Source organism: Caballeronia arvi, assembly GCF_001544695.2.
Taxonomy (GTDB): Bacteria; Pseudomonadota; Gammaproteobacteria; order Burkholderiales; family Burkholderiaceae; genus Caballeronia; species Caballeronia arvi.
This window is the reverse complement of sequence record NZ_FCOM02000019.1, coordinates 56,307-70,265: the sequence shown is the minus strand read 5'-3', so window position 1 is coordinate 70,265 and position 13,959 is coordinate 56,307. Positions and strand designations below refer to the sequence as shown.

Here is a 13,959-nt window from a genome sequence, read left to right as displayed (position 1 = left end):
AACTCAATCGAGCGTCTTGCCGGTCAATCGCTGCAGCGCTTCCTGATACTTCTCCGACGTCTTCGCGATCACGTCATCCGGCAGCTTCGGCGCGGGCGGCTCCTTCTTCCACGTCTGCGTTTCGAGCCAGTCGCGCACGAACTGCTTGTCGAACGACGGCGGATTCGTGCCGACCTGATAGCCATCGGCGGGCCAGAAACGCGACGAATCGGCGGTCAGCACTTCGTCCATCAGAAAGAGCTCGCCCTTGTCGTCGAGGCCGAACTCGAACTTCGTATCCGCAATGATGATGCCGCGGGTCGCCGCGTACTCGGCTGCTTCCTTGTACAACTGGATGGAAATGCGCTTGATCGTCGCGGAAAGCTCCGTTCCGATGCGGCGTTCCATCTCATCGTAGGTGATGTTTTCGTCGTGATGGCCCATTTCGGCCTTGGCTGCGGGCGTGAAGATCGGCTCGGGCAGTTTTTGCGCGTTCTGCAAACCCGGCGGCAGTTCGACGCCGCACACGGAACCGCTCGCCTGATAGTCCTTCCAGCCGCTGCCCGCGAGATAGCCGCGCACGACCGCTTCGACGAGGATCGGCTCCAGCCGCTTCACGACGACCGCGCGGCCTTTCACCTGTTCGGCTTCATCGGCTGAAACGACCGTCGACGGATCGATGCCCGTGTTGTGGTTCGGCACGATATGACCGAGCTTCTCGAACCAGAAATCGGCCATCGTGTTCAGCACGCGGCCCTTGTTCGGAATCGGCTCACCCATGACGACGTCGAATGCGGAAAGGCGGTCGGTCGTCACGATCAGGAGCTTGTCCTGACCGACTGCGTAGTTGTCGCGGACCTTGCCGCGGCCGAGCAGCGGCAGCGATTTGATCGTGGATTCGTATAGCGTGGACATCGTCATGTACCGGAAAAAAGTGATTCGCCGCTTTCCAGCTGCAAAGCGGCGACGAGTTGACCCAACCAAAAGACGAACGGGCTCCGAACCCGGAACCCGTTGATTTTACTTTACAAAACCCGCCAGTCTCAGATGATGCTTATTTTACGATCTGCGCGAGCGCGCCGGACTTGTACTTCTCGGCGATCTTGTCGAGGGAAACCGGCTTGATCTTGCCCGCCATGCCCTCGCAGCCGAACTGCATGTAGCGCTGACGGCAAATTTCCTTCGCCGCCTCGCGCGCGGGCTTCAGATAGTCGCGCGGATCGAACTTCGACGGATTCTCGAACAAATAGCGGCGGATCGCGCCGGTGATCGCGAGGCGCAAGTCGGTATCGATGTTCACCTTGCGCACGCCGTGCTTGATGCCTTCCTGAATCTCTTCGACGGGCACGCCGTACGTTTCCTTCATGTCGCCGCCGAATTCGCGGATTTCGGCCAGCAATTCCTGCGGCACCGACGACGAACCGTGCATCACCAGATGCGTGTTGGGAATGCGCTGGTGAATTTCGCGGATGCGGTCGATCGCGAGGATATCGCCCGTGGGCTTCTTCGAGAACTTGTACGCGCCGTGCGACGTGCCGATCGCAATCGCGAGTGCATCGCACTGCGTCTGCTTCACGAAGTCGGCGGCCTGCTCGACGTCGGTGAGAAGCTGCTCGCGCGTCATCGTGCCTTCGGCGCCGTGGCCGTCTTCCTTGTCGCCCTTCATGGTTTCGAGCGAACCAAGCACGCCCAGTTCGGCTTCGACGGTCACGCCGATCGAATGCGAGAACTCCACGACCTGCTTCGACACCGCGACGTTGTACTCGTAGGACGCGACGGTCTTGCCGTCGGCTTCGAGCGAGCCGTCCATCATCACGCTGGTGAAGCCCGAGCGGATCGCGGCCATGCACACGGCGGGCGACTGGCCGTGATCCTGGTGCATCACGACCGGAATATGCGGATACGACTCGACGGCCGCTTCGATCAGATGACGCAGGAACGCTTCGCCCGCGTACTTACGCGCACCGGCGGACGCCTGCATGATCACGGGCGCGTTCACTTCGTTCGCGGCCGACATGATCGCCTGCACTTGTTCCAGATTGTTGACGTTGAACGCCGGGAGACCGTAACCGTGTTCCGCAGCGTGATCCAGCAGTTGACGCATTGATACGAGAGGCATTGTGGTGAGACTCCATGATGTGAAACGAATTCTTCAGCGCACTTAATTCCGCTCTCGGGCGGTTTCCGGCTTTTTCGCCGTCTTGCGCGCTTGATCGAGGCGCGCGCCGCTGCTGGTAGTACGGCGCGCGCCTCGGAACCTGCGACAACATGCGCGGCCATTGACCGCGCATCTTTCTCGATAAAGCTCAGAAGTGATCGCCCACGCGCACGATCTTCAGCGTGTTGGTGCCGCCCGCCTGACCCATCGGCTCGCCGACCGTCAGCACGACCATGTCGCCGCGCGCCGCGTACCCCTTCGACACGACCACTTCCAGCGCCGAGTTCAGCGCGGCGTCGCGGTCCATGTTGGTGTCGACGTGCAGCGGCGTGACATTGCGGTACAGCGACATCGTGCGCTCGCTCGCCACGCGCGGCGTCAAGGCGAAGATCGGCACGTGCGTCCAGTGACGCGACATCCACAGCGCGGTCGACCCGGATTCCGTCAACGCAACGACAGCCTTTGCGCCGAGGTGATACGCGGTGAAAAGCGCGCCCATCGCGATCGACTGATCGATGCGCGTGAACGTGCGGTCGAGGAAATCGCGATCGAGCTGCGACTCTTCCGACTTCTCCGCTTCCACGCACACGGCGGCCATCGTTTCGATGGTCGTCACCGGGTATTTGCCGGCGGCGGTTTCGGCGGAGAGCATCACGGCGTCGGTGCCGTCGAGCACGGCGTTCGCCACGTCGGACACTTCGGCGCGCGTCGGCACGGGCGCGTGGATCATCGATTCCATCATCTGCGTGGCGGTGATCACGAGCTTGTTCGACTCGCGCGCCATGCGGATCATGCGCTTTTGCAACGCAGGCACCGCCGCGTTGCCGACTTCCACCGCGAGATCGCCGCGCGCGACCATGATGCCGTCGGATGCGTCGAGAATGCCCTGCAGCGCCGGAATGGCTTCCGCACGCTCGATCTTCGCGATCATCTTCGGCTTGATGCCGTACGGCGCGCCCGCGATATTCGCCAGTTGCCGCGCCATTTCCATGTCGGTCGCGTTCTTCGGGAACGACACCGCGACGAAATCCGCGCCGAGCGACATCGCCGTCTTGATGTCCTCCATGTCCTTCTCGGTCAGCGCGGGCGCAGTGAGGCCACCGCCCTGACGGTTGATGCCCTTGTTGTTCGACAGCTCGCCGCCGACCTTCACGGTCGTGTGGATCTCTTCGCCGATCACACGCGTGACGTCGAGCACGATGAGGCCGTCGTTGAGCAGCAGCACGTCGCCCGCGCGCAGATCGCGCGGCAGATCCTTGTAGTCGAGGCCGACGCGCTCGCTGTTGCCGAGCTCGCAACCCGCGTCGAGGATGAACGGGTTGCCCGCGACCAGCATGGTCTTGTTGTTCTCGAACTTGCCGACACGGATCTTCGGACCTTGCAGGTCCGCCATGATCGCGACTTCGCGGCCCACCTGGCGCGCCGCCTCGCGGACGATTTCGGCGCGCTGGCGATGATCGTCGGCGGTGCCGTGCGAGAAGTTGAAGCGAACGACGTCGAGACCCGCCTGCAGCATTTGCAGCAGGATGTCCGGGCTCGTCGAAGCCGGACCGATGGTGGCAACAATCTTTGTAGCGCGATGCATGGAATTCCTCGTCTCAGTAGGATTGCCCGTAGGTGCGCTGCGAGCACGTTGCGCTTGCAGTGAGGTGTTGCTCACCGGTTGCGCGCGCGCGCCGGTTCGTGCCGGCGTCGCTTTGTCGATATCTTTCAAGGCATGGGCGGGCACGCCGCCGATGATGACCGGAGGCGTTTGCGTCGGCGGAAGTCCTGCTTCGCCGTCCGGCGCCTGATCCGGTTTCGCTGCTTCTGCAATGATGGCAGCCGCTTCGGCGGCCGCGTCGAATTGATTACCGTTGTCGAGTACGTCGTCTTGCGCGCCGCCGGCCGCTGGCGCGCCCTTCTTTTCTGCTTTCGCCGGATTCTGTCGGGCGGCCAAGGCCTCAGGCCCCCGCGCGCGATTCGAGCACTTCGACCGCGGGCAGCTTCTTGCCTTCCAGGAATTCGAGGAACGCGCCGCCGCCGGTCGAGATGTAGCTCACCTTGTCGGCGATGTCGTACTTCGCGATGGCCGCGAGCGTGTCGCCGCCGCCCGCGATCGAAAACGCCGACGAATTCGCGATTGCTTGCGCAAGCGTCTTCGTGCCGTTGCCGAACTGGTCGAACTCGAACACGCCTACGGGTCCGTTCCACACGATCGTGCCGGCCGTTTCGAGTTGCGCGGCGAGCGCCTTCGCGGTGTCCGGGCCGATGTCGAGGATCATGTCGTCGTCGGCGACATCCGCGACGGGCTTGGTTTGCGCCTTCGCAGTCGCGGCGAATTCCTTCGCGGTGACGACATCGCTCGGAATCGGCACCGATGCGCCGCGCGTGCGCGCCTGCTCGATGATCTCCTTCGCTTCGTTCAAGAGATCACCTTCGGCCAGCGATTTGCCGATCTTGAGTCCCGACGCGAGCATGAACGTATTGGCGATGCCACCGCCGACGATCAGCTGATCCACCTTCTCGGCGAGCGACTTGAGAATCGTGAGCTTGGTCGACACCTTCGAGCCCGCGACGATCGCGACCAGCGGACGCTTCGGGTTGCCGAGCGCCTTGCTGAGCGCGTCGAGTTCGGCGGAGAGCAGCGGGCCCGCACACGCGACGGGCGCGTACTTCGCAATGCCGTGCGTCGTGGCTTCCGCGCGGTGCGCCGTGCCGAACGCGTCGTTGACGTAGATATCGCACAGCTTCGCGAGCTTCTGCGCGAGGGCGTCGTCGTTCTTCTTTTCGCCCTTGTTCACGCGGCAGTTTTCCAGCAGCACGACATTGCCCGGCTGCACGTTCACGCCATCGACCCAGTCGGCGGCGAGCGGCACGTCGCGGCCGAGCAGCTCGGACAGGCGCTTCGCGACCGGCGCGAGCGAGTCTTCCGGCTTGAACTGGCCTTCGGTCGGACGGCCGAGGTGCGACGTGACCATCACGGCCGCGCCGGCTTCGAGGGCGGCCTTGATCGCCGGGACCGAGGCGCGCACGCGCGTGTCTTCGGTGATGTTGCCGTCATCGTCTTGCGGCACGTTGAGATCCGCGCGGATGAACACACGCTTGCCGGAGACTTTGCCTTCGGCGATCAGATCGGTGAAACGCAGTACTTTCGTCATGGGAGTCAACGTAGATAGAGAAGCGGTTCGGGCGGGAACGGCCGCGGGGCTTGGCCGGTTCGGGGAGTCGCCGCGCGCGGGCCGCCGGGCAGGACGGCACGCGCGCGGATCAAGCTGGAGGCGATGACCGCGCGGTGAAAGCGGACGCGCGTGCGGAAAGCGGAGGAAAGGGATCGTGCGGACGCGGCGATGCAGCCGGGAGCGGCGGCGCGAGGTACAGCGCGTTGTACAGCGATGACAACCGTAGCGCGGTGACTGCCGGACTCACTTTCGACCTCGCTCACTCGGGAAAGACCGCCATTTTAACCGATCAACCTGACCGCTTTTAGCGTGCAATCGATGATGACGCGTATTTGCCGCGGCGCGTGGCGCTCGAATCGCGTGTCACGCGGCGAGCCGCAGCAAGGTGAACACGATCATGCCGACGGCGATGGTGCCCATCATGCCGCGCCGCTTGAGGTAATAGGCCAGCCCGGCCAGCGACGCCCACAGCGCGTGATTGCCCAACCCAATCGAAATGCCCGATGGCGTCACGAGCAGATCCGGCACGACGACGCCCGCGAGCGCCGCCGCGGGCGCATAGCGCAGCACGCGCTGCACGCGCGGCGGCAGCACCATGCGCTCGCCGCCGATCAGAAAAAGCGCGCGCGTCACCGCCGTGACGAGCCCCATGCCGATGATCGCGAGCCAGATTTGCAGCGTGCTCATCGCGTGGTCCTCGTGGCGTGCCCATCCTGCTTGCCGCGCCTTTCGGCGATGACGTCCGCGAGCGTGCCGGCGATGAGCGCCGCGAACACCGCGAGCGGCAAGCCGAAGCGATACGGCAGATCGAACGTCAGCAGCGCGACGACGCTCGCCACGGCGACGGCTGCGAGCGTCGAGCGCGTCGCGATCGCCGAGACGATGAGCGGAAGCAGCGCGAGCGTGCCGGCGAGCTCGAGGCCCCAGTTATCGGGAATCATGCTCGCGAGCAGAATCCCGATCACGGACGAACTCTGCCAGGAAAGCCAACTCGACACCGCGAGCCCCCAGAAGAACGCTTCCTTGCCGGGCTGCCAGCCTGTCGGGAAATTCCGCTTCGAGAACATCAGATAGATGATGTCGCCGTTGAAATAGCCGAGCAGCAAACGCCGCCGCAGCGACAGATACGCAAAGTGCGGCGCGAGCCCCGCGCTGAAGATCACGAAGCGCAGATTGACCATCGCGGCGGTCAGGAGCACGGTCCAGAGCGGCAGCTTCGCGGCGAAGAGCGGCAGCACGGCCAGTTGCGACGATCCGGCGTACACCAGAAACGACATGCCGAGCGCCTGCGGCACGCTGAGCACGGACTTCGTCATCGCGACGCCGGTCACGAGCCCCCACGAGAACGTCGCGAGGACGGCGGGGGAGAAAGTGCGCACGCCCTCGAAAAATGCGCGGCGATTCGTGTGGGACAGCCAGTCGGGCATCGGCGGATTCGGGGCCAGTGCGAGGCGAAATAGAGAGCCCGTGATGTCATCGCGCGGCCTCGATCGATTGCGCGATGGATCGGGAAAAACCGGGAAAATCGGAAATGGCGAGCTTCGCCGTTTCATCCCACCAATTAAGCGGGCGGCGAAAGGGAAATTATAGCGTCGTGAAAGGCGCTCCAAGATCGGTTTCGTCGCGAAAAGACGCTAAAATGACGGTCTTCCACCGCCTTTGCGCGTTTGATGCACGCGTTCCCCGGCAGCAATGCCCACGGGGAAGCACGCGAAAACGCGGCGCACGCGCCGCCGCCCGCCCCCGCCGGGCGGCCCAGCCCGAATCACTTGAACGAGACAGCTAGGAGAACCGTATGTCAATGGCCGACCGCGACGGCAAGATCTGGATGGATGGCAAGCTGATCGACTGGCGTGACGCCAAGATCCACGTTCTGACCCACACGTTGCACTACGGCATGGGCGTTTTCGAAGGCGTGCGCGCGTACAAGACCGCGCAGGGCACGGCGATCTTCCGTCTGAAGGAGCACACGAAGCGCCTCCTGAACTCGGCGAAGATCTTCCAGATGGACGTCCCGTTCGATGCCGCCACGCTCGAAGCCGCGCAACTGGAAGTCGTGAAAGCGAACGAGCTGGAAAGCTGCTATATCCGTCCGATCATCTGGGTCGGCTCCGAGAAGCTCGGCGTTTCGGCCAAGGGCAACACCATTCACGTCGCCATCGCGGCGTGGCCGTGGGGCGCGTATCTCGGTGACGACGGCCTGGCGAAGGGCATCCGCGTGAAGACGTCGTCGTTCACGCGCCATCACGTCAACGTGTCGATGGTGCGCGCGAAGGCATCCGGCTGGTACGTGAACTCGATTCTCGCGAACCAGGAAGCCGTCGCCGACGGCTACGACGAAGCCCTCCTGCTCGATGTCGACGGCTACGTCTCCGAAGGCTCCGGCGAAAACTTCTTCCTCGTGAACAACGGCAAGATCTACACGCCGGACCTCGCTTCGTGCCTCGACGGCATCACGCGCGACACCGTCATCACGCTGGCGCGCGATTTCGGCATCCCGGTGATCGAGAAGCGCATCACCCGCGACGAGGTCTACACCTGCGACGAAGCGTTCTTCACCGGCACCGCCGCCGAAGTCACGCCGATCCGCGAGCTCGACAACCGCACGATCGGCTCGGGCGCGCGCGGCCCGGTCACGGAAAAGCTGCAAAGCGCGTTCTTCGACGTCGTCGGCGGCAAGAACGAGAAGTACGCGAGCTGGCTCGCGAAGGTTTAATCGATCTCATGCGACGCGGCGAGCCGTCGGCTCGCCGTCCGCTGGACATCAGGAAAAGAGAGTGCAATGAGCGACCTGAAGGAAATGCCGCTGGTGGAATTGTCGGCGAAGGACCTGCCCGCCTTCTGCCCGAACCCGAAGATGCAGCGCTGGAGCACGCATCCGCGCGTGTTCATCGACGTGACGCACGGCGAGGCGCGCTGCCCGTATTGCGGCACGCGCTACAAGCTGAAAGACGGCGAAGTGCTCAAGGGCGGTCACTGAAAACCCTATGGGCGCCGGCCGCGCCCTACCCGTTTGCGCCGCAAGCCAGGGCGCAGATCACACCCACGACAATCGACGGCTCGCCCCAAGGCGGCGGGCCGCGTTCATTTTGAGATCGGATAACAAAAGATGCGCCGCGCGCTGGTTATAGCACCGAACTGGATCGGTGACGCATTGATGGCGCAGCCGCTCTTCACGCTTTTGCGCAAGCTCCATCCGCGTATTGCGATCGACGCCGTCGCTCCCACCTGGGTCGCGCCCGTGCTCGAGCGCATGCCGGAAATCCGCGACGTGTACGCCACCGACCTCGCCCACGGCAAGCTGCAACTGCTGCGCCGCTGGCAACTCGCGAGCGATTTGCGCGATGTCGGCTACGACGCCGCCTACGTGCTGCCCAACTCCGTGAAATCCGCGCTGATCCCGTGGATGGCGGGTATCAACCTGCGCATCGGGTACAAGGGCGAGAGCCGCTACGGGCTGCTCAACGTGCGGCACGCGAATCCGCCGAAGACCGAGCGTCCGCCGATGACCGCGCACTACGCCGCGCTCGCCTATGCGCCGGGCGCGAAGCTGCCTTTCGTCGACCGGTTCGCGCAGCCCGAAGCCGCCGCGCAGCCTGACGCGCAGACGCTCCCGGTGCCGCGCCTCGAATCCGATCCGAACGAAGCCGCGCGAGTATCGGCGCGCTTCGATCTCGATACGCGCACGCCGCTCGTCGTGTTCTGCCCCGGCGCCGAGTACGGCCCGGCCAAGCGCTGGCCGCCGGAGCACTTCGCGTCGCTCGCGCAGTTCATCGCGCAGTCGTTCCCGTATGCGCGCATCATCGCGCTCGGCTCGAACAAGGATGCGCCGATCGCGCAGGCCATCGCCGACCGCGCGCCGATGGTGCGCAACCTTTGCGGCCAGACCTCGCTCGGCGAGGCGTGTGCGCTGATTTCGCGGGCGAGCGCGGTCGTCACGAACGATTCGGGCCTGATGCACGTCGCGGCCGCGTCGCGCCGGCCGCTCGTCGCGGTCTACGGCTCGACCGATCCGCGCCACACGCCGCCCTTGTCCGATCTCGCAAAGGTACAATGGCTGCATCTTGAATGCAGTCCGTGCTTTGCCCGCGAGTGTCCGCTCGGTCATCTGAACTGCCTTCGCGAACTCTCGGCGGAACAGGTTTTCGGCGATCTGCGCGGGATGCTGCTCGCACATCGTTGATGTTGCGTTTGCGCGTCGAATCGCGCGTCCGCATCGTCCTTCGAGCGGCGTTTTCAGGCGGTTTCCAGCCGTGTGTGCGGGTGCGGACACGCGAATGTCTCCGAACGGAGGCATGCTTTGACCAATGACCGATGCAGCGCGCCGTTTCGTCACGCCGCCACGAGCGGCTTCGTCCGGCGCGCGCACCGAATGCCAGAGACCCACGAGCCATGCCACGTTTCGCCCGCCTCTTCGAAGCCGCCGCCGATACTCTCAATGCTTACTATCAGGCAGTCGCGGACAACAGCATCGACAGTGTGATGTCGTTGTGGATCGACGAGGAGTTCGCCACCTGCATCTGCGCGGACGGCATCCATCTGCATGGGCTGGAGAGCATCCGCGCCGGTCTCGGCAAGCAATTCGAAACGCAGCCCGTGACCATCGAGCCGCTCGATATCCGCGTGTATGACAGCCTCGGCACGGTCGTGTATGCGATCGCGGAGGCGCATCAGCCGGCGCAATCCACGAGCACGCCGCGCATGATCTACACGACCTACGTGATGGTCCACGAGCGCGGTGAGTGGCGCATCGCGCATATTCACGCGAGCGAAATGCCGCTCGAAACGGCGGGCCAGCTCGCCGCCAGAATGCGTCACGGTCAGGGACCGCTGCACTGAAGATCAGAAGCATTGAAGAAGACGTTTGTCGGGGAGGGGCCATGAAGCGCGATCCGTTGTTGAAACACGATTCGTCGTTCGTGGACAGAGCGCCCGCCGTGGCGCTGAAAGAAGCCGCGCGCGTGCTCGCGCTTGCGGACGCCGAGTGGCTCTACAGCGCGCCGCGCTGGCTGCCGACGAGCCACGCGCAGACCATCGTTCCCGCGCTGTTCGGGCGCAAGCCCGCCGTGCGTTATCGACGCGAGCGCTGGAATACGCCCGACGGCGATTTCATCGACCTCGACTTCCTAGCGCACGATTCCGCCGACGCGCCCGCCGACACCGCCCCGCTCTTCGTGCTCTTCCACGGCCTCGAAGGCAACTCCGATTCGCACTACGCCCGCACGATGATGGCCGCCGCGAAAGCGCGCGGCTGGCACGGCGTCGTGCCGCATTTCCGCAGCTGCAGCGGCCCGCTCAACCTGCTGCCGCGCTTCTACCATCTCGCGGACAGCGCCGAAGCCGACTGGATTCTGCGGCGGCTGAGGCAAGCGCATCGCGGGCCGATCGTCGCGGCGGGCGTCTCGCTCGGCGGCAACGTGCTGCTGCACTGGTTGTGCGAGCGCGGCAAGGACGCATCGATCATCAGCGCGGCCGCGGCCATTTCCGCGCCGCTCGATGTCCACGCGGGCGGCATGGCGATCTCGCAGGGCTTCGGCATGGTCTATACGCGCAGCTTCCTGAAGTCGCTCAAGACGAAGGCGCTTGCGAAGCTCGGCCAGTATCCCGGGCTCTACGATCGCGACGCGGTGCTCGCCGCGCGCACGCTGTACGAATTCGACAACGTCGTCACCGCGCCGCTGCACGGCTTTCGCGATACGAACCATTACTGGTCGACCGCGACGACACGCGCGCATCTGAAGCACATCGAGGTGCCGGCGTTGCTGCTGAACGCCCGCAACGATCCGTTCCTGCCCGAGTTCGCGCTGCCGTCGATGGCGGAAGTGTCGGCGCGCGTGACGCTCGATCAGCCGAACCACGGCGGGCACGTCGGCTTCATGACCGGGCCGTTTCCGGGGCGGATCGACTGGCTGTCGCTGCGCGTGTTCGGTTATCTGGAGAACTTCGTTTCGTGAACGATCATGGATGAAATCGTCAGGCAGGCGCTCGCCAAATGGCCCAACGTTCCGCATTGCACGGGCTGGCTTCTGCTCGACAGGCGCGGCCAATGGCGCCTGCGCGACGACGACGCGCAGGCCGCCAGCGAACTCGGCGAGCCGATCCGGCATGAAGCGCTGCTGGGCTTCATCAATCGCAATTACGAGTGCGATGCGCAGGGACAATGGTTCTTTCAGAACGGGCCGCAGCGCGTGTATGTGGAGCTGGTGTACACGCCGTGGATCGTGCGCCTGCATGCGGCGGCGGACGGCCCGTTGCGCCTGACCGATCAGGCCGGCGCGCCGTTCGAGCCGGCGCACGCCTGGATCGACGATGAAGGCGGCATCCTCTTTTCCGACGGCGCTTCGCCCGCGCGCGTGGCCGCGCTGCATGATCACGATCTCGAACCGTTCGCGGATCACGCATCGCTCGACGATGCCGGCACCGGCGGCGTCTTTCACTGGCGCGATGGCGTCGATCTGCCCGTGCAGCCGATCGCCCGCGCTCGCGTTGCCGAGCGCTTCGGCTTCGTCGCGAGTCCCGCCACACGCGCGGCATCGGAAAGCTAGCCGTTTTTCTCCTGGTCGCGCTCTTCCTTGTAGCGCGACTCGAAATCGCGCAGGCGCGCAGCGATCGCCGACAGATCGTAAAAGCTCGCGTTCTTCACGTCGCGCGCTTCCTTCAGTTGGCGGATCGCGGACGGCCACGCGCCGTCGAGCGCGAATTTCTCGGCCATCGCCTGATGTTGCTGCAAGGGATCGTTGAGCCCCTTGCTCGCCTGCGCGAGATACAGCCACCAGTCCGGCCGCGCCGGTTCTGCGCGCGTTTCGCGGCGTGCGAGCGTCTGCGCTTCGGCGTAGCGATGCGCGGAAAGCAGCGCCTGCAGACGCACGTCGATGGCCGCGTGCGACTCCGGCCAGCGCTTCTGTGCGATCTCGGCGAGACGGATCGCGTCGTCGTTGCGGCCCGCGCGGCGCGCGATCTCGGCCGCGAGCACGTCGAGGCTCGGCGTGCTGCGCAGCGGCTGCGGCGTGGCTACGGACGGCGCGGACCGCGCGGGCACCGGTTTGCTCTGCGGCGTCGCGCGCCCGTAGACGTGAATAGGCGGAAGCGTGATGTCGCTCGTGGCCGCCGCGCCGCCGATGTCGAGCGTCGCGCGCGCGTTGTTGAGCGGCGTCGCGGTCATCGATGCGTCGAGACTGCGCGGTGCCGGCGCGGCCGGTTTCGTCGTGGCGACCTCCTTCGGCGATCGCGCGCGATCTTCCTGCTGAATCTGCGCCGATGCCGCCGCCGCGCTCGCCTCCTCGCCTTCGAACAAGCGGCGCGCTTTAGCGAGGGCATCGCTGGCGGCGTCGTAGTTGCCCATCAGCGATTGCGCGAGCGCAATGCCATACCAGTTCGATGCGGGATTGAGCGCCGTCTGATCCTCGATTTCCGTCTTGAGCCGGCTCGCGACGTCGCGATAATCGCTCGCGTAGCTCACCTGAAGCACGCGCGCGCGGGCGCGCACGAACGCATATTCCGCCGACTGACGCGGCTGCCGGTACGGCACGCGCCGCGCGCGGCCTTCCATGTCGGCGATGCGGTCGGTCGTCAGCGGGTGCGTACGCACGTAGGGCGGCACGCCGTTATCGCCCATCGTCGAGCGGTCGAGTCGTTCGAAGAACGTGGTCATTGCGTACGGATCGTAGCCGGCGGCCGCGAGCATCTGGAAACCGACGCGATCAGCCTCGTGCTCGGCCGCGCGCGAGAAGCGCAGTCGATTGTCGACGGCGAACGCCTGGCCGCCCATCGCGATGCCCATGCCGAGATCGCCGCTGTGCGCCAGGAGCCCCGCGAGCATACCGGCGAGCATGCCGGCGAGCGCGGCATAGCCGCTCTTTTCCTGCGTGCCGAGCATCCGCGCGATATGGCGCTGAAGCACGTGACCCATTTCGTGGCCGATCACCGACGCCAGTTCGGATTCAGTCTGCGTCGCCGCGATCAGGCCGGTATTCACGCCGATGAAGCCGCCCGGCATCGAAAACGCGTTGATCTGGGAATCGCGCACCGCGAAGAGATCGAAGTCCGGTTGATAGCCGCCGAGATACTGCGTGGCCGCCGCCGCGGACAGCTTCGATGAGATCGAATCGAGATAGTCACGCAGCAGCCAGTCGTCGAGATAGTCGGGATCGACGCGTACTTCGCGCATCATCCGCTCGCCGAGTTTGCGCTCGGCTTGCGGCGTGAGCGAGCCGCCGGAGCCATCGCCCAGATCGGGCAGCTGCACGGATGCGAGCGGTGCGCGCAGACCGGACATCGTGCCGGGACGATTCGCGAAGCGGCTTTCCGCGCCGCCGTAGACGCCGAACACACCTTCCGCGACATTGCCGGGCACGTCGCTTTTCTCTTGCGATGCGCGCAGTTGCGAGGCCGCGAGCGTGCCCGCTCCGCTCATGGCGTTCGATCCGCTCGCGGCGGCCGTGCCTGTCTGCGCCAGCGCGGCGGGCGGCATGGCGAGGACGACGCACAGGAAGGAAACGAGCACGCGGCTCGGACGTGTCGGATGCATGGCGCGGAACTTTCGAGGCGCCGATCGTCGGCTCGAAAATGGAAACGAGCTTATCGTATCAAGTGTTGCGCACGGGGCGTCCCGTCTGCGGCGTGCGTTGGGCGAGACCGTGAGGTTTTGCTAAAAACCGCGCG

13 protein-coding genes are annotated in these 13,959 nt (G+C 65.1%); 6 read left to right on the top strand and 7 right to left on the bottom strand.

Translation table 11 applies throughout. The features are described from left to right. Window positions 1-3: 3 nt before the first annotated feature. From AWB74_RS21420 to AWB74_RS21395, 6 genes are all read right to left on the bottom strand, one after another. Window positions 4-894, bottom strand: coding sequence for a phosphoribosylaminoimidazolesuccinocarboxamide synthase (locus AWB74_RS21420; RefSeq protein ID WP_061148779.1), 891 nt, complete (start codon window positions 892-894; stop codon window positions 4-6). A gap of 139 nt (window positions 895-1,033) precedes the next feature. Further along, on the bottom strand, window positions 1,034-2,098 hold the full coding sequence (fba, locus tag AWB74_RS21415) for a class II fructose-bisphosphate aldolase (protein WP_035497826.1): 1,065 nt from the start codon (window positions 2,096-2,098) through the stop codon (window positions 1,034-1,036). A 187-nt stretch (window positions 2,099-2,285) separates the two neighbouring features. Beyond that, window positions 2,286-3,722, bottom strand: coding sequence for a pyruvate kinase (pyk, locus tag AWB74_RS21410; protein ID WP_061148778.1), 1,437 nt, complete (start codon window positions 3,720-3,722; stop codon window positions 2,286-2,288). 358 nt (window positions 3,723-4,080) lie between these two features. After that, window positions 4,081-5,277, bottom strand: a complete 1,197-nt coding sequence (locus AWB74_RS21405) for a phosphoglycerate kinase (protein WP_061148736.1) — start codon at window positions 5,275-5,277, stop codon at window positions 4,081-4,083. A 384-nt stretch (window positions 5,278-5,661) separates the two neighbouring features. Further along, complete coding sequence (locus AWB74_RS21400) at window positions 5,662-5,985, bottom strand: AzlD domain-containing protein (RefSeq protein ID WP_061148735.1); 324 nt, start codon at window positions 5,983-5,985, stop codon at window positions 5,662-5,664. Continuing rightward, window positions 5,982-6,725, bottom strand: coding sequence for an AzlC family ABC transporter permease (locus AWB74_RS21395; protein WP_061148777.1), 744 nt, complete (start codon window positions 6,723-6,725; stop codon window positions 5,982-5,984). Before AWB74_RS21395 ends, AWB74_RS21400 begins: the two co-directional genes overlap by 4 nt. A gap of 368 nt (window positions 6,726-7,093) precedes the next feature. On the opposite strand from AWB74_RS21395, the gene AWB74_RS21390 reads away from it, so the two are divergent. The 6 genes from AWB74_RS21390 (at window position 7,094) to AWB74_RS21365 (ending at window position 11,843) form a co-directional block, all read left to right on the top strand. Next, window positions 7,094-8,014, top strand: a complete 921-nt coding sequence (locus tag AWB74_RS21390) for a branched-chain amino acid transaminase (protein WP_061148734.1) — start codon at window positions 7,094-7,096, stop codon at window positions 8,012-8,014. Window positions 8,015-8,080: 66 nt separating this feature from the next. Then, a complete protein-coding gene (locus AWB74_RS21385) occupies window positions 8,081-8,278 on the top strand; it encodes a zinc-finger domain-containing protein (protein WP_008351333.1) in 198 nt (65 codons plus the stop codon). Window positions 8,279-8,407: 129 nt separating this feature from the next. After that, the gene (gene waaF / locus AWB74_RS21380; protein ID WP_061148733.1) at window positions 8,408-9,481 is read left to right on the top strand and encodes a lipopolysaccharide heptosyltransferase II; all 1,074 of its coding nucleotides are present in this window, start codon (window positions 8,408-8,410) and stop codon (window positions 9,479-9,481) included. Window positions 9,482-9,690: 209 nt separating this feature from the next. Beyond that, on the top strand, window positions 9,691-10,137 hold the full coding sequence (locus tag AWB74_RS21375; protein ID WP_061148732.1) for a nuclear transport factor 2 family protein: 447 nt from the start codon (window positions 9,691-9,693) through the stop codon (window positions 10,135-10,137). 41 nt (window positions 10,138-10,178) lie between these two features. After that, entirely contained in the window at window positions 10,179-11,252 is a 1,074-nt protein-coding gene (locus AWB74_RS21370) for a YheT family hydrolase (RefSeq protein ID WP_061148731.1), read from the top strand. Between the two features lie 6 nt (window positions 11,253-11,258). Continuing rightward, window positions 11,259-11,843, top strand: coding sequence for a DUF2946 family protein (locus AWB74_RS21365; RefSeq protein WP_061148730.1), 585 nt, complete (start codon window positions 11,259-11,261; stop codon window positions 11,841-11,843). On the opposite strand, the gene AWB74_RS21360 is transcribed toward AWB74_RS21365, so the two are convergent. Beyond that, window positions 11,840-13,825 carry a M48 family metalloprotease gene (locus tag AWB74_RS21360; RefSeq protein WP_061148729.1) on the bottom strand — a complete coding sequence of 662 codons (1,986 nt, stop codon included), beginning with the start codon at window positions 13,823-13,825 and terminating at the stop codon, window positions 11,840-11,842. The genes AWB74_RS21365 and AWB74_RS21360 overlap by 4 nt on opposite strands. Window positions 13,826-13,959 lie beyond the last annotated feature (134 nt).

What these genes read in the sequence shown, in the direction of transcription:
- AWB74_RS21420 (WP_061148779.1), bottom strand. Translation starts at nt 894, where the DNA reads ATGTCCACGCTATACGAATCCACGATCAAATCGCTGCCGCTGCTCGGC.
- fba (WP_035497826.1), bottom strand. Translation starts at nt 2,098, where the DNA reads ATGCCTCTCGTATCAATGCGTCAACTGCTGGATCACGCTGCGGAACAC.
- pyk (WP_061148778.1), bottom strand. Translation starts at nt 3,722, where the DNA reads ATGCATCGCGCTACAAAGATTGTTGCCACCATCGGTCCGGCTTCGACG.
- AWB74_RS21405 (WP_061148736.1), bottom strand. Translation starts at nt 5,277, where the DNA reads ATGACGAAAGTACTGCGTTTCACCGATCTGATCGCCGAAGGCAAAGTC.
- AWB74_RS21400 (WP_061148735.1), bottom strand. Translation starts at nt 5,985, where the DNA reads ATGAGCACGCTGCAAATCTGGCTCGCGATCATCGGCATGGGGCTCGTC.
- AWB74_RS21395 (WP_061148777.1), bottom strand. Translation starts at nt 6,725, where the DNA reads ATGCCCGACTGGCTGTCCCACACGAATCGCCGCGCATTTTTCGAGGGC.
- AWB74_RS21390 (WP_061148734.1), top strand. Translation starts at nt 7,094, where the DNA reads ATGTCAATGGCCGACCGCGACGGCAAGATCTGGATGGATGGCAAGCTG.
- AWB74_RS21385 (WP_008351333.1), top strand. Translation starts at nt 8,081, where the DNA reads ATGAGCGACCTGAAGGAAATGCCGCTGGTGGAATTGTCGGCGAAGGAC.
- waaF (WP_061148733.1), top strand. Translation starts at nt 8,408, where the DNA reads ATGCGCCGCGCGCTGGTTATAGCACCGAACTGGATCGGTGACGCATTG.
- AWB74_RS21375 (WP_061148732.1), top strand. Translation starts at nt 9,691, where the DNA reads ATGCCACGTTTCGCCCGCCTCTTCGAAGCCGCCGCCGATACTCTCAAT.
- AWB74_RS21370 (WP_061148731.1), top strand. Translation starts at nt 10,179, where the DNA reads ATGAAGCGCGATCCGTTGTTGAAACACGATTCGTCGTTCGTGGACAGA.
- AWB74_RS21365 (WP_061148730.1), top strand. Translation starts at nt 11,259, where the DNA reads ATGGATGAAATCGTCAGGCAGGCGCTCGCCAAATGGCCCAACGTTCCG.
- AWB74_RS21360 (WP_061148729.1), bottom strand. Translation starts at nt 13,825, where the DNA reads ATGCATCCGACACGTCCGAGCCGCGTGCTCGTTTCCTTCCTGTGCGTC.